The following is a 20,876-nucleotide window of genomic DNA, read 5'->3' as shown; positions in this document are numbered from 1 at the left end:
TGTCAATGAAAAAAAGCCTGATATTTCTGATTTTTGTTTGTGGGTGGAGCTTACTTCTCGCACAGCATACAATGTCCTTGGAGTACCCTCACAAATCTATTGCCGGGCTTGTGGGAGATGGAACTTTTTTGATCCAAACGCATCCTGATAGCTTCAAATCTGTGCGGGGAAAGAAGATTGAAGGTAGTTTGCAGATATTTGCAGATTCTTTTCAGCTTTCTGTATTGAACGATCCGACCTCCTTCTTTTTTCCCGGTGGAGTGGAGTACGTTGGCAGTGACGGTACGCGCGTGCTTTATGGAGTTACCCCTAAGTATGGATTTATTTTGGCTGTTGAGACCAATCTTGCAACAGAAGTTGTATTGCAGGATAGATCTGCTTCTCGGCTTAAAAAACGATTAAACAGAAATGCTAAAAAATGTACAACCTTTTTTTCGGAAAGGAATGTCGCCGGTTCATTGACATATGCAGCCTTAAAAGATATTTTGTACAAACCCTATCAGGAGAAATTGGTAATCAATACACCGAATCATACTCTTGATATGGCTGTACAGTTCTCGCAATATCTCCTTGACTTAGGATTCAATGGAGAGTTTATGTTGTGTGAACTCTTTCGGTGGCTTGATATTTGGGCAAGAGATTTGGGTTCCGGGCTTCTTCCTGGAGCATTGGCTTCTGGTCGTGCCGATAAGGCACGCAAATCATTGGAATATGATTTGCAACGCTATAATTTGATGTCTCCTGCTGATTGTAAAAATTCAAATGACCCGTCTCAGGGAGGAACTGCTGAGGGTATCGGCTGGACAGTACGTTCCATTTGGAATTATTACCTCTATTCCGGCAACAAGGAGCAACTGGCTGAAGATGCTTGCATCATGCGCCCTTGGGTCGATTTCTGGATTACCCGTGATTATGATGAGGATGGTTTGATTATCGATGTGACCGAGTTTATGGATCACATGATTATGATGCTTACAACAAATGGAGTCTCTACGCTTGCAGCCAACGCTATGTACTCGGGTATGTTGCAGTATGCACATAGGATAGAGCAGGAATTGGGAAATGCCGGCAAAGCAGCTTATTATCAGTCTTTGTATCAGCGGACGGTAAATGCAATAAATACTGTATATTGGAATGACCAGAAAGGATATTTCAATAATATGGCTTTATGGGGAAACATTAGCGAGCGTAGTGCACAGCCCTCGCAGAGTATGCTTTTGAAGATAGGAGCAACAGATGGTAAGCGTACCAGCCGGACCTTGGATTTTCTGAAGCAAAATAATTGGAACGATTTCGGTTCAATAACTATCTTACCTAAAATGAATCATGTGCCTCTTACTAATGATCAGAACGTGAAAGTGTGGCCCTGGTGGAATCTTTGGGAAGCTGAGGCTCGATTTAAACATGGAGATCCTGAAGGGGGGTACAGACTGCTTAGTTTGGCAGCCAATACTATTAAGGATGAAAAATATCCGGGATTGATGGAAGAAACTCTTGCTTTGGATGGAACAACTTATGGGGGGAATGCTTTTCCTACGGCAGCCGGTAACTTGATGGATGTGGTTGTAAAAGATTTGATGGGAATTGAAGTGGTGATTCCTGGTTGGAAAGGGATACGCGTTGTTCCGAAGGTACCGGTCACTTGGACTGACTATTCTTGTCAGATGCCTGTTCCTGGCGGATTTATCAGGATTATAGCCAAAGGAGGTAAGGTTTTTGTTTCTGTAGATAGTAAGTTGATAAAGAAAGTATTTACGGTAGAGGAAATAAATGTGATTGGAGCTGAGAAGGTGGTTGAGAAAGTCCCCCAAAACATTAGTGTGTCTTATGTTCCGGTGACCAAGAAAAAAGTAATGCCACTCAAAGCTGGTAAATATGCCCAGTTCTTTGATCCGGAGTTTCATGTGCAACCGATTGGGTTTATTACGGAAAAAGTAGATGTGGAAGGATTGGCTGAGATTGCTCATTCTGATATTCGGCATCTTATTATTCAGGGTAACAGACTACCACTGGCTACAAAGAAGGGAGTTTCAATACGAGTGGCATTGGAAGAATTTGTTGCTAGAGGTGGTAATGTGATTTTTTATGGTGCTACAGTAAATGAAAAGAATGATGAGGATGGAGCTGGTATTCTGGGAGAACAATGTGGCATTGTAGATTGGGAGCAGTACCTGCCGGCAAGAGAAAAAAGATATTTTCATGGCTGGAAATCTGTAGGGGATTCAAAGAATGGAACATTCAATTATCAGGCTACGGTTGAAATACCTCAATACTTCAATGGTAAGGAATTGTTTGTTGAGATCGGGCAGATTGTTGGTTTGGATTCTATTTTCGTAAATGGAAACTTTGTGGCTTCGTATGTAGATATGGATCGGTATATGAAGCAAGAATACCCTACGCGTACTGACTACCGGCATTCCCATAAATATAAACGTGTTAGTCGCATATATCGTTTTACTCCTGCATCGCCTGCTTATAAAGCCTTCAATTTTGGAGGAGAGAATAAGGTAGAAATACGTATTATGAAAGATGCGTTATGCGAAGGATTGACAGATAAAAATCGTCCAAATGTTGGTATTGAAGGTGCTCGGTATGCTTGGCAGGCTTTAGATGAAGACTTACCTGAAATAGGTCTTGAAGTATCGAAGCGGAAGGGAGTTAATTATTGGGGAAATGAACAGTTCTTTAATTCATGGAGTACTAAACAAGGGCTGTTTGGCTTTGCAATAAACGGACGAGGCATTCAGTTTATGGACGGGACGGTGCTTGCCGGATTACCCGAAGTTGATATGCCTGTCAATACTGCTTATACGGATTTTGCTCTTTTTGCACCTCTCCAATTTGAAGTGTTGGCCTATACTTGGACTCATGAGCGTTTGCTCTATCCTATGGAAACGGAACGATATCCATGTGTTGTACGCATCGCACATGGAGACAGCGGAGGAGGTTATACTTTGATTACTCCAGCCGTAACGACTCGTGTGCTCGGTGAGGAGATTATAGGACGTATTGTTGGTAAAAATAAGCATGAATTAAATAATAGTATCCAATGAGAATAGATAGGTATATCATTATATTGTTAGCTTCTTGGGTATGTTCCATGCCTGCTGTCGGACAAGAGATGACGGTTGATTATCGTTATGCTCCGGACTGGCATCTGACGACGCCGGCTTTACCCGATGATTCTTATAAAACCTTAGTCGGCCCTCAAGGGCAGTTATTTTATGATTATGGAGGTAAAAAGTTTTTTGCTTATGCTTTGGGGAAAGGCTTCAGAACAGTTATTCATATGATGGCTGATGAGAATCAGCGCTTTGAATCACAGTATTTGCGTTCTGCCCGTATTCCTATAGCTACAACGAGGAGTTCTGTTTATGGGATGGAAGTTACGCAAGAAGTCTACTCTTCAACTAAATCGCTGCAGACTGGTGAAAAGTTGGTGCATCCGCTAACTGATAATCGTGAAGATATTCTGATGACTTCCATCAAGAACCGGACTCTTTCCGAGCATACATTTTTTCCTTTAGTCGTGGTGAACTCGGAGCATGAGATAAAGGTGGAAGGACGGATGATTACAATTAGAGATAAGGAACATTTCTGTTTTTCTCTGCCGGTTATTCGTGTACGTAGGAATCTTGCAAGTTTTAAGACGATTGTGGAGCTCGCTCCGGTTACATTAAGCCCGGGCGATGAATACTTGTTGGCTGGGGTTTATGATAATGGTCTGCAGTCGGATTTGATGACTTCCATGCTGTCCGAGCCTCAAGAATTGCTATGCAGGCTCCCTGACATGTGCAAAAAGGTTGTTGCATTCTGGGAAAACGATTCAAACATTCCGTATAATAGGATAGAGGTGCCTGACCGCGAAATTCAGAACCTGGTAGATGCTTCCATTCGTGGAATTTGGCAGGCCAGGGAAATTGTTGATGGGCAAATCAGTTTTCAGGTAGGTCCTACTTGCTATCGTGGCTTGTGGATTGTAGATGGTGCCTTCCTTGCTGAGACTGCTGCTTTGTTAGGACGTGGTGTGGAAGCACGTAAAGGCATTGAATATGCATTATCCTTCCAGGGTAAGGAGGGGGAGTTTGCTAAACTGAACAAGACTTTTTGGAAAGAGAATGGCATTGTGCTTTGGACATGTGTTCGCCATGCTATGTTGACACAAGATAAAGAATGGCTGCATGCTGTTTGGCCGACCCTTTGCAAGACTGTTGATTATATCAAAGTCTTGCGGCAGCGTTCTTATGAAAACGAAACGCCATTGGATGATGGGCTTATCCCTCCCGGGTATATTGACGGAGGATTGAATGGTGGAGTTGATCAACCGGAATATTCGAATACAGTATGGAATCTTGCTGGTTTGAAGAGTATGATCGAGGCTGCCAGATGGCTTGGCGCTGAGGAAGATGCAGCAAAATGGCAAGCCGAGTATGATGATTTCTTTGCTGCATTCCACAAAGCCGCTCATAGAGATATGGCGGTTGATGATTTTGGCAATTATTATTTGAACAATATGATGGTTCCTGAACACCGGAGTCTGCCACAACGTGCATTGTGGGCATTTTGTCAAAGCATCTATCCGGGACAGATATTTGAGATGAATGATTCAATTGCAGTTGGTACGATGAAGATGTTACATACTACCCTGCAGGAAGGCATGGTGATGGGAACAGGATGGATTATTGAAGGAATTTGGAATTATTTTGCCAGTTTCTATGGACATGCTTGTCTATGGATGGGGGAGCCGGAACGTGCTATAGCATCATTGTATGCTTTTGCAAATCATGCATCTCCTGTATACTTGTGGCGTGAGGAGCATAATCCACGCGATTTGCAACGTGATTTTGTAGGTGACATGCCCCACAACTGGGGAAGTGCGGAGTTTATCCGTTTAGTGGTTCATTTGCTCCAGTTGGATAGGGGGAATGATTTGCATCTTCTGGAAGGGATGCCTCGGGAATGGCTAAAAGCAGGAATGCGTACAGCTCTTCGTGGAGTAGCTACTCCGTTTGGTCCATTATCTTTTTCTATAGAAGTGAGCCAGGATGGAAAAATAGCCGAAATGAAGGTTGAACCATTAGGCGATAACTTGTGCAAAAAATTGGTTGTGCATACGGGGTCTTGGGGCAAAGTGAACGGAAAAAACAGTATTAGCTTGAACCCAGCCTGTTCCAACAACTTGAGGATAGAACTTGAAAATTAATATATAACTTACTATCAACAATGGAAAATGTAAAAATATTTATGCCTGAATTGTTTTTCAACGGTAAAGAACTGATTGGAGAACATGTCGAGAAATCTACTCGTAAACTGATTGATCTAAAAGGAGTTTACGAAGATGAAACTGCATTTGAGATTATGGACCTTGAACAGGTTGTTTATCATGTGTCCAGTACTTTCCCGGTAAAGGAGGGGACACCGGGAGGTTTGTTTATGGGCATCACTTACTTGATGCCTGGTAAGGTGGGTGATGAATACTTTATGACAAAGGGACATTTCCACTCGAATATTGACCGGGCTGAATTTTATTGGGGTGTGGAAGGTGAAGGTATGCTTATCCTGATGAATGAGGCGCGTGAGGTTTGGGCGGAGCGTATGTATCCGGGGAGTTTACACTATATTCCGGGAGGGGTTGCCCATCGTGTGGCTAATGTAGGTAATGGTATGCTGACGTTTGCTGCCAGTTGGCCTTCGGATGCGGGGCATAATTACGAAACAATAGCCCGGGGAGGATTTGCGCGTCGTTTGAAAGAAGTGAATGGTAAACCGAAATTGATTTAAAGAAAGATTGAAATGTATTATATAGGAATAGATTTAGGCGGTACTGTTATAAAGGTGGGGCTGGTAAGTCAAGGAAAAGTCATTGGCACTAAAAGGCTTGAAGCAGATTCCATACATGGCTTGGAACCTCGCTTGGGGCTAATTTCCAGTGCTATAGATAGCTTGTTGGCCGAAGCCAATATTTCCGTCAATGCCTTCAAAGGCGTATTCCTGGCGTTTCCTGGTATTGTAGATGCTCGTACTAAGCGGGCTGTATCTACTAATGCTAAGTATGATGATGCTCCTTCCATTAATCTGCAGCAATGGTGCTCTGAACGTTGGGATGTTCCGTTTGCTATTGATAATGATGCCCGTGCAGCGACTGTTGGCGAGTGGCAGTTTGGTGTTGCCCGTGGAAAAGAGAATGTGGTAATGATGACCATTGGTACAGGTATTGGTACCGGAGTAATTCTTGAAGGTAAATTACTTTATGGACAGCATTATCGGGCAGGTTCGTTGGGTGGACACCTGATTGTAGATTATCAGGGCAGGCAGTGCACTTGTGGTAATGTGGGTTGTGTAGAAGCACACGCATCTTCCTTTTTCTTGCCACAGATTATCCGGGAAAACGAAAAGCTTAGTCCGGCATTTCGCAATGATTCAGTTAATTATGACTTCAAGAGTTTATTCGTGCAAGTTGCTGCTGGTGTTGCAGATGCCAAGTGTGTAGTAGAGGGTTGCATGGATGTGTGGAGTGCTGCCATTGTGAACTACATTCATGCTTACGACCCTCAAACTATTATTTTGGGAGGTGGAATTGTGAAAAGTAAAGATTTAATATTGCCTTATATACGTAAGAAAGTAGGTTCATTGGCTTGGTGCCCTGACGAAAAGGTGGAGATTGTAGCTTCTGTATTGGGTGATGACGCAGCATTAGTTGCTGCAGAGTATTATTTAAAAGACGATAAAAGATAAAACTATGAATAAATATTTGCAGAATAACAGAAAATCGAATTATGACAAGTTTCCGGTAGTGCAAGTCCCGGGAGAAGAACATAGTTGTGTAACAGGTTGGGAGAACGTAACCGCTGCGTTGCGTTCTCTGTTACAGCAACAACAACAGCACATCTTGGTTGTGGAATGCTATCAAGGGGTATATGAAGATGAAGTACTGAAAGCGTTGCGTGACGGCTTTCCGGAAGCCTGCATCTTTGAGTCTGCATTGGCAATGAAAGATCAGCATGTTTTATACGATGCAATTAAAGATGATGTAACAGACGATGAGATCTTCGGTTATATGACGCGGCATACGATGGGAATTTACTTTGATGATGCCAAGGTGGAACGTATGCGTGGTCTGATAGCAGCATCCTTAGCTAAGTGTACTATTGTTTACGGAGTAGGGGCTTCTTATGTTTGGCAGGAATCTGCTTTTCTTGCCTATCTGGATATGGCACGTTGGGAGATACAACTTCGTTTTCGTCGTGACGAGATTTCGAATGTGGGATTTCAAAATAAAGCGGAACGTGCTTCATTGCAATACAAGCAGGCATTTTTCGTGGACTGGCGTATTTGCGACCGTTGGAAAAAGCAGATTCTGAAACAGATTGATGTTTTCATTGATACGAATAAAGCCGGAGAACCAAAGATGGTACCTGCTGCTGCTGTCTTCAAAGGATTGGATATTGCTGCATCTCGCCCATTCCGTGTTGTGCCGTTTTTCGATCCGGGACCATGGGGCGGGCAATGGATGAAAGAAGTCTGTGATCTTGATAAGGAATCTGTGAATTATGCTTGGTGCTTTGATTGTGTTCCTGAAGAAAACAGTCTTTATTTAGGCTTTGGAGAGGTACGTTTTGAGTTACCTTCCATTGATTTGGTATTTACTCATCCGGTTCAGCTATTAGGGCCTAATGTTTATGGTCGGTTTGGCGATGAATTTCCTATTCGTTTTGACTTCTTGGACACAATGGAAGGTGGAAATTTAAGCCTTCAGGTTCATCCTTTGATTGAATATATTCAAGAGAAGTTTGGAATGCATTATACTCAGGAGGAGAGTTATTATATTTTGGATGCGGAAGAAGATGCCAAAGTTTATCTGGGACTAAAGGAGAATGTTGATCCGGCAGCTATGATAGATGAATTATGTCAGGCGCAAGAAACTGGAGTTTTCGATGCGGAGAAACATGTAGGAGTACATGCAGTGAAGAAGCACGACCATGTGTTGATTCCTCCCGGTACAATACATTGTTCAGGCTCGAACAGCATGGTACTTGAAATCAGTGCTACCCCTTATATTTTCACCTTCAAACTTTGGGATTGGGGGCGTTTAGGACTGGATGGACGTCCACGTCCCATCAATATCGAGCATGGAAAACATGTCATTCAATGGAATCGTACGGAAAGTTGGGTAAAGAAAGAGGCGATTAACTGTTTAGTTCCTATTACTGAAGGCGAAGGGTGGCGTGAAGAAGCTACCGGGCTTCATGAACGTGAGTTTATTGAAACACGCCGCCATTGGTTCACGGGAAGAGTTCCTCATGATACAAATGGGTCAGTACAGGTCTTGAATTTGGTAGAAGGCCGTGAAGCTATAGTAGAAAGTCCCGTAAATGCTTTTGCTCCTTTTGTAGTTCATTATGCCGAAACATTTATTATTCCGGCAGTAGTAGGTTCTTATACTATACGTCCTTACGGAGAATCGGAAGGAAAAGAATGTGCAACCATTAAAGCATATATACGAAAATGATAGATTGTAAAAAGATGCTTTTTAATCCGGGGTTTGATATTACCCCGACATTTCTGCCAATGGGCTTTGAATATGGAGAGGATGTGTTTGGTCCTGAAGTTGAGAATAGAATGCTGGATGACATTCGGAAAAGTTTGATGAATCCGGCTTGTAAAGGTCCTGAGGTGGTTTATTCCATTGCTATGGATGTAGGCAAGAAGAAGCATAAAGCGCTGCTGGAAAAAATGCATTTGCTATATGGAGTTGTAACTTATGCTGCCGGACGTTTGGGGGATGAGCCTATTCGTAGCCAAGGACATATACATAAGGTTTCGGCTTACAGTGGATGGTCTACTCCTGAAGTGTATGAAATTTGGTCGGGTGAAGCGATTATTTATATGCAAGAATATGCTGAAGATATTCCCGGGCGTTGTTTTGCCGTGCATGCCAAAGCAGGAGAAGTTGTTATTGTACCTCCCTATTGGGCACATGCTACGATCAGTGCAAATCCTGAATGTCCGCTAACGTTCGGTGCTTGGTGTGACCGTGATTATGGTTTTGTTTACGATGGGGTCCGTGGTCACGGAGGAATTGCCTGGTTCCCTGTTTTCAATGCGGAAAATAAAATAGAATGGAAAGCTAACCCAAGGTATCAGACGTCTGAGTTGATATGTAAGACTCCGGATGACTATTCTGCTTTGGGCATAGAGCCGGGTAAGAGCATTTACGAAACTTTTGAGGAGAATCCCGATACATTCTTGTATGTCCCTTCGCCTCAGTTGAAAGAAGATGTCTGGAAGAGTTTTATACCTTAATTACTAATACTAAGAAAATGAAACCAATATGTCAACATAAAAATCCAATGATAGTCTATGTAATAGCTATTATTGCAGCTACAGGAGGATTACTGTTTGGATTCGATACCGGTGTTATTTCGGGAGCCATCCCTTTTTTGCAAAAAGACTTTGGCATTGATGACGGTACGATAGAGCTTATTACTACTGCCGGACTTGTAGGAGCAATTGCGGGTGCATTGTTTTGTGGTAAGGTTACCGACTATTTGGGACGTAAAAAAGTGATATTTGCATCGGCTGTAATATTTGCAATAGGTGCTGTCTGGTCGGGGCTGGCCCCGGATTCTATGAATTTGATTCTGGCTCGTCTTTTTCTGGGGGTAGCAATAGGTGTGTCATCATTTGCAGTTCCTCTTTATATTGCAGAAATATCACCAACAAATATTCGTGGAACTTTAGTGTCCATGTTTCAGTTGATGGTGACATTGGGAGTGCTGGTTTCATACCTGTCCGATCTGTTTTTTGCCGATGAAACGGATATTACTTGTTGGCGTCCTATGTTCTATGCAGGTGTGCTTCCGGCTCTTATTTTATTGATTGGGATGATCTTTATGCCTGAGAGTCCGAGGTGGTTAATGAGTAGAGGACGCAGGGAAGAGGCGATGCATATTTTGAATAGGATAGAAGGAGAAAGTAATGCTGAAGAAGTTGCACATGCCATTAGCGAGGAAATAGAAAAAAGTAAGGATGAGATCTCAAAGTGGAGCGAGTTGATAAAGCCGGGGCTGCGTACACCACTTTTTATAGCTGTAGGAATCATGTTCTTTCAGCAGTTTGTGGGCATTAATACTGTTATTTATTATAGTCCCAAAATTTTTTTTATGGCTGGTTTTGACGGAGCAATCTCTGCCATTTGGGCTGCTGTTGGTGTGGGGGTAGTTAATGTTGTAGCTACGCTTGTTTCAATCTATTTCGTGGATAGATTGGGGCGTCGTAAACTTTATTTTACCGGATTGACGGGGATTGTGCTGTCTCTGATTGCTTTGTCCATGAGTTTTGTATTTGCTGGCGAACTGGGTGGCACCGGCCAATGGATGACGGTTATTTTCATGTTTCTTTATGTTGCTTTCTTTGCTATCAGCATAGGACCACTTGGCTGGTTGATCATTTCGGAAGTTTTTCCGCAGAAAGTACGTGGATTGGGTGCATCAGTAGGCTCGCTTTCAGTGTGGGTATTTAACAGTATTGTTTCTTTCACTTTCTTCAAGATTGTCAATGCATTGACCATACCCGGTACTGAAATCATGATAGGTGAGGAGCAAGTGGGGAATCCGGCAGGAGCATTTGGCTTCTATGGAATCATTGCATTACTGGCTCTCGTATGGGGGTACTTCTTTGTGCCCGAAACTAAAGGTGTATCCTTGGAGAAGATTGAAGATTTTTGGCGTAAAGGTGGCAAACCGCGTAATCTTAAGTAACAGACTTTGTTAAACGTAATAAATAACTGAAAATGAAGAAACTCATATTTATGTTTTTACTGCTTTGTGCAGCTGCTTTGCAAATGACTGCACAAACAGTATCTGAATGGATGTTCCATATTCGTGGAACTGATGAGTATATGTATGGAAGTGGGAAGGACTTGAAAGTGGGAAAAGAACCGCATGATGCAAGTTACCTTTGGCTGATAGAAGCTACTGACAGTGAATCTGTACGTATCCGCAATAAACAGACAGGAGAGTACTTGAGGCTGGATGATAATAATAATGTGCGGCTTTCACCGATGCCGATTACATGGGACAGTTCTTTTATCTGGTCTTATGAAGGTTTTACTCATAAATATATGACTAATTGTGGCTGGTTTACTTTGAGCAATGCAAAAGGGGATAAAGCTTCATATCTTGTAGTCCGGAATGGAGAAATCCGATATTTGCCGATAGAACGATATGCAGATTTTAATGCCCATTGGACTCCGGTCCGCCAGAACAGTGCAAGTCTTCCATTTACTTTGGCTCCAAATGAGGTTGTAGAATCTTCTTTTTTGGGAGAACGTATGGCCAAGGCTATTTCTGAAAAGGAAATTGTATCGAACTATCATGGTACTAACCGTTGGAAGCTTTCGCGTGATATATCTGCTTTCCCAAAATTCACAGCTAAAAGTAATCTGTTAGTTCCTGCTCTCTATAATATGGCACTGGAGGAAATGTTGTTGGATATTCGTAAGGATTCTACGTATATGGCCGGGGCTTTATGGCCTGATACCTGGACACGTGATGCTGTGTATAGCATTTATTTCTCCTATTCATGGATTATGCCTGAAGTTTCCCGTCGTACCTTAGAGAAGCAGACACTGAGAAATCCACGTGAAGCTTTGCAAGATACCGGCAGTGGTGGCTCTTATCCTATCTCTACCGATCGTGTGGTATGGGCTGTTGCCGCCTGGGAGTATTATCTGGTGACGGGTGACAAGGTTTGGCTGCAAGAGGCCTATGAAGGGCTACGCAATACGGCTTTAAAGGACCTGCATATAGCTTTTGACGCGGATGCCAATCTTTTCAAAGGAGAAACTTGTTCCATGGATTGGCGTACTCATACATACCCCAACTGGTTTACGAATGTGAATATCGGTGAGTCTTTTTCCAGTGGTACCAATGCGTTGCATTTCTTTCTTTATCGCTTTTTGGCTAATGCCGGGAGTATTCTTAAAGTTCCGGCGGAAGAGCAGATGTTATGGAAAAACACAGGTGAAAAGCTGAAGCAAGGAATGAATGAACATTTTTGGAATGAAGAAAAAGGTTTGTTTGAATGCTATTTATATCCCGGATTCTTAGGGTATATACCTTCACAAAGGGTGGGTTGTATGTCCAATGGTTTGGCTGCCATCTTAGGAGTGGCTTCTTCCGAGCAGATTGATAAGGTTGTTAAGAACTCACCGATGTATGCGTATGGCGCAGCAGTTCTTTATCCGAGTATTCCGGATGATTTTGCCTATCATAATAAAAGTGTATGGCCGGTTTGGGAGACTCCGTTGATGTATGCTGCCAAGACCTCTGGAAACTTTGCTGTGACAGAACATTTGATGAAGTCGCTTGTCCGCCAGTCGGCTCTTTTTCTGACGCATAAAGAGAATATGACTTATGATACGGGCTATGACCGTAATACTGCGTTGAACTCTGACCGGCAACTTTGGTCGGTTGCTTCTTACATCAGTATGGTATATCGTGTACTTTTCGGAATGGAGTTGACGATGGAAGGGGTACGTTTTAATCCTGTATTGCCTGCTTGGGTGGGGAATGAAATCAAATTGGATAATTTCAAGTATCGAAATGCTATTCTTAATATCACAGTGAAGGGGGAAGGGACAAAAGTAACATCGTTTATTGTAAATGGACAGAAAAAGAAGCCCTCTTATGTACTGCCTGCTAATGCGAAAGGAGTTTATAATATTGTCATGACGGTGACCGGAGATACTGATAGCAACGCAGATATTAATATGGTTACTGCAGGGCCGCGTAACTGCTGGTCACCTATAGAACCGGTTATTCGCCTTGAGAATCAATACATTCATTGGTCTATGCAGCCAGGAGTAACATATCGTCTAAAGGGTATAGGAGTAAACAAGGAAGTGCGCTCTCCCTATAATCTGCGGAAAGAGAAACCCGGATACTACGCTGTTTGTGCAGTAGATGAGAAAGGAGTGGAATCCGATCTTTCTAATCCGGTACTTTATACCTTCTATGAAAGGCGGTATGAGGCTGAAGATTTTGCCAAATCATCTTTTATTGAGGCGAAATCAAAAGGATATTCCGGTAGCGGTTATGTAAAAGACTGTTCTGCTGCTCCCGCCAATCTTTCAATAGATATTGAAGTGCCTGAGACAGGTGATTACATGATTCGCTTCACCGGTTCCAATGGAAATGGACCACATGACACTTTCTGCACTATCCGCTCACTATCTTTGGATGGAAAGGATTATGCTACTGTGATTTTGGAAGCCTATGGAGATTGGAGTGAGTGGACACATACCAACCATATTCAGTTGCGTAATCTGTCGGCCGGAAAGCATACTGTGTCTTTGACGGTTAATCCGGAACAACGCGGCTTTGATAACAATATGTCCTTCAATAAAGAAAACCTGAATGACTGGTTTATTGATTATCTGACGATCATCCGTTTCTGAAATAACATACAATGAAGCCAAAGGTTATTATCAAAGATATTGATTATCCGGTTTATTCTCAACCTTCAACTTTGCCTCCTCCTACTGTGGAGGAGCTGAGTTGTCGGATAATTCGTTGCCGGGAAATGATGGAGCAACGGGGGCTGACTCATTTATTGGTATACGGCGATCGGGAGCATTTTGCTAATCTGATGTATCTGACAAACTTTGATCCGAGGTTTGAGGAAGCATTGTTGGTTCTACGATTGACAGAAAAACCGCTTGTTTTGGTTGGCAATGAATGTGAAGGACATTTGGGAATCTCTCCTTTACACTTGGCAAAAGAATTGCGACATGAACGTTTTCAGACCTTCTCTTTGATGAATCAGCCTCGGAATGCAAGCCGACGTCTTGATGTCATTTTCCGTGAGGAGGGAATCACTGAAGAAGCATATATCGGTATAGTTGGCTGGAAATACTATTCCGATTCAGAATTTGATTTTCCTTTGTATGCCAGCGATGTTCCTAATTATATAATAGATGTTTTGAGGACATTGGTGCCTGTTAATAGGCTCATAAATGCAACTGATCTGTTTACTGCGCCGTCTTATGGTATGCGTACTTTTCTGTCTCCTTATGAAGTTGCTTTCTTTGAGTTTTCAAATGTGCTGGGTTCTGAGGCGATGAAATCTCTTCTGAGAGATTTTAAAGAAGGTATTACAGACTTTGAGCAGATAAAAGCTTTGCAATATAGTGGTTTCCCATTGTCTTGTCATATAAGTATCAAGAGCAGCGGAAATCAGCATTATGGGCTGTCCAGCCCTGTAGGTAGCATTATTTACAGAGGCGACCCTTGTTCTGTAAGTATTGCTCATTGGGGCAGTAACATTTGTCGGGCAGGGTGGGTTGCCGAAAGTGAGGAAGATTTACCCAATCATGCAAAAGGCTATATAGAGAAGTTTGCAGCTCCTTATTTTCTGGCTATTCGAGAATGGCTTAAGCATCTGAGGATTGGTACTTCGGGTGGGCGATTGTATCGGTTGATTGCAGATATGTTGCCATTTGAGCAATTTGCAGTGTTTCTTAATCCCGGACATCTGATACACTTGGATGAATGGATAAGTTCTCCTATTTATGAGGGGTCTGAAGAAATAATACATTCCGGCATGTATATGCAAATAGATATTATTCCCAGGTCGCCGCAGTTTTCATCTTCACGTATGGAAGAAGGGGTTGTTATTGCAGACTATACACTCCGTTGTATGATAAAAAACTGCTATCCTGAAGTATATGAACGCTGCATGGCCAGGCGCCGATTTATGGAAAGTTTGGGATTTGAACTACCTGAAGAAATCTTGCCTTTATCTAATATGGCTGGTATTGTTGTGCCATTTTTCCTGAGGTACCGTTCTGTTTTAAGTTTTATATGATTCTAAGAACATAATGAGGAATATATGAAAAAGTTAATTTTTTTGTTGTTAGCAGGTTTGATTATTGCATCTTGCAATACTCGGCTTGATGAGAAGAAATTGCGTATTCTTACTTGTGGTATTCGCCATGAGTCGAATACTTTTTCCACTTTGGTAACAGATATAGATGTTTTTAATGTTTTGCGTGGTGAGGAAATTCTTCAGGATACACATTTGTGGAGCGAGTATTTGAAAGCCGAGAATGTAGAAATAATACCCACTCTTCATGCCTATGCATGGCCAGGTGGAGTTGTGTCGAAAGAAGCATATGAAACCTTCAAGAGTGAAATTTTGGAAGGTATAAGAAAAGCTGGCGATCTGGATGGCGTATATATGGATATGCATGGTGCTTTACACGTCGATGGTTATGAAGATGCGCAGGCCGATTTGATAAAAGCAATCCGTAAAATTGTGGGTAGTGAGGTCGTTATTAGTGGTAGTTTTGATCTTCATGGTAATTTGTCCGATGAGTTTGTAAAAGAACTGAATCTGGTTACGGGATTTCGTACAGCCCCACATCGTGATGGAGAGGAAACAAAACTTCGGGCTGTGAAAAATCTGGTAAGAGTGCTTCGCCAACATGAGCATCCTCGGATTATACATGTAGACATACCTATTCTTGTTCCGGGTGAAAAGAGCATCACCGAGGTAGAACCACTCCATTCTATCTATGCCAGACTGGATACATTGGAGAAACAGAAAGGAATTCTGGATGCATCTATTTTTGTAGGATATGCCTGGGCTGATCTTCCTCGTTCTGCAATGCGGGTATTTGTTGTGGCTCAAGATTCTGTTTATCTCGATAAGGCGAAGCATGAGGCATATAGTTTGGCGCAGAATATTTGGGATGTACGGCATCGATTGGAACTGGATGTCGAGGCCGGCAATATTGATGAAATGATAAAACGTGCTTATCAGTTACCACAGAAAACTGTATTTATATCTGATTCGGGTGATAATACTACTGCCGGAGCACCAGGAGATAATCCTCAGGTCATTCGGGCGTTACTTAAAAATAATGCGCATGATGCATTGGTGGCCGGGTTGGTAGACGAGGAAGCCTACCAGAAGTGCATTGAAGCCGGTGTTGGCAATACGATTCGTCTGACAATGGGAGGAAAGAAGGACACAGTGTTCGGTTCTCCTTTAACTTTGGATATTACGGTGGACGCTTTATCACCAGATTCTCTTCTTTCTACTTCGCATGGAGTAGCGTTGGTGCACTCTGAGGGTGTAAAAATAGCAATCATTAATAGTCGGCGCTCGTTTGTTTCTCTTAAAGATTTTGAAGAGATAGGCCTTAATCCGTTAGACTTCAAAATTGTGGTGGTGAAGCTTGGTTATCTTTATCCGGAACTGCGTGATATTGCTCCTGCTCATTTAATGGCCCTTACTTCAGGATTTTGTAATTTGGATATGCCTTCTTTACCTTTTACTAAGGTGAGACGTCCGGCTTACCCTCTTGATCTGGAAATGGAGTGGAAGGCAGGTATTTAGCCTGCCCAATCCTCCCTATCCAAATTCCTATACCCAATAGCCTCTGCCAGATGTGAAGGTTGTATTGCCTCGCAGCCTTCGAGGTCGGCGATGGTGCGTGATACTTTCAGGATGCGGTCATAGGCGCGCGCTGAAAGATTGAGCCGGTTCATTGCATTCTTGAGCAGGGTGAGTCCTTTCTCATCGGGGCGGGCGTACAGGGAAAGCAGTTTACTGCTCATCTGGGCATTGCAATAGACTCCGGGAATGTCGGCATATCTTTTTTCCTGAATCTGGCGGGCACGCATTACGCGTTCCCGTATTGTGGCACTCGATTCCCCGGGATGGTTATCGGACATCTTCTCGAATGGGAGTGGGGTAACTTCTATTTGGAGGTCTATGCGGTCGAGCAAAGGTCCCGATATACGGTTCAGGTATTTCTGCACTTGCCCCGGGCTGCACACGCAGGCTTTTGTTGGATGGTTGTAATATCCGCAGGGGCAGGGGTTCATTGAAGCAACCAGCATAAAACTGGCCGGATATTCAACGTTGCATTTGATGCGGGCTACAGTAATTTTCCGATCCTCCAGCGGTTGGCGAAGCACTTCCAGTACACTGCGGTTATATTCGGGTAATTCATCCAGGTATAAAATTCCATTATGAGCCAGACTTATTTCACCCGGTTGGGGAAAACTCCCTCCACCGGTCATGGCTACTGTTGAGATGGTGTGATGCGGATCGCGGAACGGACGTTTGGAGATGAGTCCACCGTCTCTGCCCAATTTTCCGGCAACGGAATGTATCTTGGTTGTTTCAAGGCTTTCTCCTAATGATAATGGAGGGAGTATGGACGGAAGGCGCTTTGCTAACATGGACTTACCGCTTCCAGGTGCACCAACGAGAAGAATATTGTGGCTTCCGGCTGCGGCAACTTCTAAAGCACGCTTCACGTTCTCTTGTCCTTTTACTTCGGCAAAGTCTAAATCAAAATTACTTTGTTGGGCGTAGAATTCTTCACGCGTATTGACTTGCGTCGGTGATAGTTCCCGTTTCTCGTTGAAAAACTCAATGACCTCTTTGAGATTGTTTACTCCATAGACCTTGAGATTGTTCACAACGGCAGCTTCGCGTGCATTCGAAAAAGGTACGATCATTCCTTCAAATCCCAATTCCCTGGCCTTGATAGCGATCGGGAGTACGCCTTTGATGGGGTGCAGGCTACCGTCAAGGCTAAGCTCGCCCATCAGCAGATACTTGCTTAACTTGTCGGATTGGATTACTTCACTGGCAGCCAGCATACCGATAGCTAAAGGTAAATCGTATGCCGAACCTTCTTTACGGATATCTGCCGGAGCCATATTGATGACGATATTGCTGGTAGGCATTTTGTAGCCATTGACTTGCAAGGCCGAAATGATGCGTTGGTGGCTTTCCTTAACTGCAGAGTCCGGTAGGCCGACCAGATAAAACATACAACCTCTGGAACTGTTGACTTCGATAGTGATAAGGGTGGCATCAATACCTTGAACAGCCGCTCCAAAAACTTTAATCAGCACGTTAAATGATTTATTTTGAGTTATAAAATCAGAGAAAAACTTTAGCGTTTTATTTTTTTCTTTTCCGCTTCTTTTTTCTCCTTCTCTTTTTGTTCTATTTCTTTCAACTTCTTCTCTATTGCCTCTTCACTCATATTTTTGCCTTCGATCTTTCCGGAAGGATTGAGCAATATATTGGCGGGCAATGTCTGTATGGCAAGTTGTTTTACCGATGATGTATTCCAACCGGAGAAATCGCAACTTTGTTCCCATTTCAACGTATCCCTTTTGATAGCCTCTTCCCACTCTTTCTTGTCAATGTCCAGAGAAATCCCCCAAAGTGCAAATTTCTTGTTCTTCTCTGTTTTTTTATAGATACGACGTAAGGTGGCATTTGCCTCTTGGCTTTGAAGGTCCCAAGATGCCCAGAAGTGGACTAACAGATATTTATCTTTAAAATTATTACGACTGATTTGTTCGCCTTTGACATTGGGCAGATGGATGTAAGGAACCGTTTTCCCGATAGATACTTTTTCTTCCTCCTGGATGCGGTCAAGCAGTTCATCTATGTAGGGACGGTCTTTTAGCTCACCGGTCATGCGGTCTGTCAATTGTTGGATAACAGTGAAATCGGGTTGAGGCTTCTGTACGAAGTATTTCTCCAGCAGATAGATGCTCACCAATGAGGAGGGATGGCTGCTGATAAATGTTTTCACCTTTTCCTCCAGTACCTTTTCTGAAGGTTTGCCCAAACCTTTCATCTCATTTTGGAAGGCGGTCAGCTCTTCATTCGGGGTGTTTCCCGTTATCTCCAGTGCAGTTAGGTCGGTGGCAGAGCCTTTGATTTTTATCTTGTTTCCTTTGTTCAGGAAGAGGGGGTATTCCGTTCCGTCACTGAACTGTAGCCAGGTGGAAACCAATGTATCGGTGGTAAGGGTAGCAGAGAATTTGTCGTCCTTGGCGAACAATGTATCCATACGGTTGTATAGCTTGTCCGTTCCATAGATGTAAAGAGTATCGTTCCCCAGTCCTTTTATTTCACCGTTGAGGCTGACAGAGTTTGCATCCTTGTTGCTACAGGCAGACAAGGCGATAAGCAGAAAGTATGCAAGGTAGATTTTCTTCATTCCGGTTCTTTTACTGATACTTTGCTGCGAAAGTACTTCTTTTTGGTGTGAATAAAAAAAAATGCCCGACATATTTCTATGCCGGGCAAGTTCTTTTCATTTTTTGACCTTTATTATTTGATGATATTCATAAAGTCAGCATTCGTGAAGTATTTGGAGAATTCCAAATCAGAAGCAGCTTTCTTAGCCAACGCCGGTTTTTTGGCAACAGCATTCTTCAAACTGCTGGTTACCATAGAAGTGTTGTTGGTTCTTGCGCCAAGTACAGCCATCAGGTAGTCGGTGTAAGCATCCGGTTTTTCAACGCTTGCCAGTGTGCTCTTAGCTTTGTTGTAGTCCTTAGCCAGGATTTGTGCCAGAGCTGCGCTGTTGGTCTTCGTGTCGCCGAATGAGCTTACTGCCTTGTCATATTGTCCTTGAGCTACGTACAGGTTACCCAGCGCTTCGTTCAGTTCTTTAGAACCGGAAGCCTTGCTCATGTAAGTTTCAGCAGCAGCCTTGTCACCCTTAGTCAAAGCAATCAGACCGAGGTTCATATTTACTTCGGGAGCATCCTTCACAGAAGCGGCTTTCTTGAAATAGCTTTCAGCCTTGTCAAGGTTGCCTGCCTGATAAGCCAACTTACCTAAGTTATTATAAGCACGGAAGTCGTTCGGATAGATCTGAGTAGCTTTCGTGAAGATAACTTCTTGCTTAGCCGGATCTTTTGTCAGCGTTGTAGCGTAGAGCAGTTCTTCGATGTTCAGTTGCTTGGCATCGCTGTCAGCCAGACTTGCGATTTCGTCGTCAGACTTACCGATGATTTCATAGTTCAAAGTCAGACGAGAACGACGCAGTTGCGGCAGGATTTCGTCAGCCAGAGTCTTGTAAACAGAAGAGATATTCTTGATTTCCTGTTCTCTTTGTTCGGGATCAGAATACATGGACAGAACACGGAGGATCAGTTCCTTATCCTGGATGTTTGATTTGGAAACCAGTTCCTGGAAACCTTCCCAGTCCTGAGCAGTATATTTGGTATCTACTGCTGCATCAATCTTAGACTTCTTCAGATCTTTGCTGATGATCTTTGCAGTATTGTCCTGGCGATTTTCAGCCAACTTGGTATTCAGACCTACACCACCATCAGGAGAAGCATAAGCTGAGATTTCGATATTGCTGATTTGCTTGTTGGCAGCATTGTTCACATCCTGTACTTCTTTGCCGAATTCCTTGGCAGTCTTCAACTCGCTGGCACGTACGTTGGCTTGTTGGATCAAGAACATAATGTTAGCGTCATGCTTTTCTTTGATGATGCGTTGGAAAGCATCGTCACCGTTAGCAGGATTGGCACTGCCCAGTGTTTGTCCGATCATCTCGGAAGTTGCGATTACACCATCGGCTACCTTTACGGCAGGGATCGTGATTGTCTTTTTGCCGACAGTAGCTTTAAATTCCAGATACAGTTCAGACTTAGCCATTTCGGGTACATAGTCGAAAACAGTCTTCATGGTGTAGTTACCACCCATTTTGTAAGAGATAGTCTGGTCGTTACCTTCCACTTTTTCTCCCTGGAATACAGCTGACTGGCCTTTGGCTTCGCCACCGTTCCACTTCAGGACAGGGGTTACTTCTACCACTGCTTTCTTGTTGAAGTACTTTTCGGGGAATTTACCGTTGATAGTAGCAGGTACTTTACCGCCTACTGCTTCCAATACTTGGGGAGTCACTGTGAAATAGTCTGATGACAATTCACCCATTTTGCTGCTGCATGATGTTAGCAATGCAACGAACATAGCCATTAACAAAGGCAAATACAACTTCTTCGTCATTTTAGGTATAAATTAATTGTTTG

At 43.1% G+C, this 20,876-nt stretch carries 13 protein-coding genes; 10 read left to right on the top strand and 3 right to left on the bottom strand.

Annotation, left to right across the window (positions count from 1 at the left end):
- The first annotated feature begins 5 nt into the window (after positions 1-5).
- The 10 genes from AAE250_RS08150 to AAE250_RS08105 are packed head-to-tail and all read left to right on the top strand — an operon-like array spanning position 6 to position 16,404.
- Positions 6-3,053 (top strand): alpha-L-rhamnosidase-related protein, encoded by a 3,048-nt coding sequence (locus tag AAE250_RS08150; protein ID WP_294596153.1) that lies wholly within the window; start codon positions 6-8, stop codon positions 3,051-3,053.
- Positions 3,050-5,203, top strand: coding sequence for a hypothetical protein (locus AAE250_RS08145; protein ID WP_294596150.1), 2,154 nt, complete (start codon positions 3,050-3,052; stop codon positions 5,201-5,203). Before AAE250_RS08150 ends, AAE250_RS08145 begins: the two co-directional genes overlap by 4 nt.
- A 20-nt stretch (positions 5,204-5,223) precedes the next feature.
- Entirely contained in the window at positions 5,224-5,781 is a 558-nt protein-coding gene (locus AAE250_RS08140) for a glucose-6-phosphate isomerase family protein (protein WP_294596147.1), read from the top strand.
- Between the two features lie 12 nt (positions 5,782-5,793).
- Positions 5,794-6,735 carry an ROK family protein gene (locus AAE250_RS08135; protein WP_294596144.1) on the top strand — a complete coding sequence of 314 codons (942 nt, stop codon included), beginning with the start codon at positions 5,794-5,796 and terminating at the stop codon, positions 6,733-6,735.
- 4 nt (positions 6,736-6,739) lie between these two features.
- Positions 6,740-8,509, top strand: a complete 1,770-nt coding sequence (locus AAE250_RS08130) for a class I mannose-6-phosphate isomerase (RefSeq protein WP_294596141.1) — start codon at positions 6,740-6,742, stop codon at positions 8,507-8,509.
- A gap of 14 nt (positions 8,510-8,523) precedes the next feature.
- Entirely contained in the window at positions 8,524-9,303 is a 780-nt protein-coding gene (locus AAE250_RS08125; RefSeq protein ID WP_294596548.1) for a glucose-6-phosphate isomerase family protein, read from the top strand.
- 17 nt (positions 9,304-9,320) lie between these two features.
- Entirely contained in the window at positions 9,321-10,760 is a 1,440-nt protein-coding gene (locus AAE250_RS08120; RefSeq protein ID WP_342288862.1) for a sugar porter family MFS transporter, read from the top strand.
- A 32-nt stretch (positions 10,761-10,792) separates the two neighbouring features.
- Positions 10,793-13,459 carry a carbohydrate-binding protein gene (locus AAE250_RS08115; protein WP_294596136.1) on the top strand — a complete coding sequence of 889 codons (2,667 nt, stop codon included), beginning with the start codon at positions 10,793-10,795 and terminating at the stop codon, positions 13,457-13,459.
- Between the two features lie 11 nt (positions 13,460-13,470).
- Positions 13,471-14,868 carry a hypothetical protein gene (locus AAE250_RS08110; RefSeq protein ID WP_294596133.1) on the top strand — a complete coding sequence of 466 codons (1,398 nt, stop codon included), beginning with the start codon at positions 13,471-13,473 and terminating at the stop codon, positions 14,866-14,868.
- A gap of 24 nt (positions 14,869-14,892) precedes the next feature.
- Entirely contained in the window at positions 14,893-16,404 is a 1,512-nt protein-coding gene (locus AAE250_RS08105; RefSeq protein WP_294596130.1) for a M81 family metallopeptidase, read from the top strand.
- On the opposite strand, the gene AAE250_RS08100 is transcribed toward AAE250_RS08105, so the two are convergent.
- The 3 genes from AAE250_RS08100 to AAE250_RS08090 form a co-directional block, all read right to left on the bottom strand.
- The gene (locus AAE250_RS08100) at positions 16,401-17,939 is read right to left on the bottom strand and encodes a YifB family Mg chelatase-like AAA ATPase (protein ID WP_294596127.1); all 1,539 of its coding nucleotides are present in this window, start codon (positions 17,937-17,939) and stop codon (positions 16,401-16,403) included. The genes AAE250_RS08105 and AAE250_RS08100 overlap by 4 nt on opposite strands.
- Before the next feature lie 41 nt (positions 17,940-17,980).
- The gene (locus tag AAE250_RS08095; protein ID WP_294596123.1) at positions 17,981-19,045 is read right to left on the bottom strand and encodes a thioredoxin-like domain-containing protein; all 1,065 of its coding nucleotides are present in this window, start codon (positions 19,043-19,045) and stop codon (positions 17,981-17,983) included.
- A gap of 113 nt (positions 19,046-19,158) precedes the next feature.
- Positions 19,159-20,853, bottom strand: coding sequence for a tetratricopeptide repeat protein (locus AAE250_RS08090; protein ID WP_294596120.1), 1,695 nt, complete (start codon positions 20,851-20,853; stop codon positions 19,159-19,161).
- Positions 20,854-20,876 lie beyond the last annotated feature (23 nt).

Source organism: Bacteroides sp. GD17, from assembly GCF_038448625.1.
In the GTDB taxonomy this organism is placed as follows: domain Bacteria; phylum Bacteroidota; class Bacteroidia; order Bacteroidales; family Bacteroidaceae; genus Bacteroides.
Note: the sequence above shows the minus strand (reverse complement) of the source record. Positions and strands in the feature narration are given on the sequence as shown.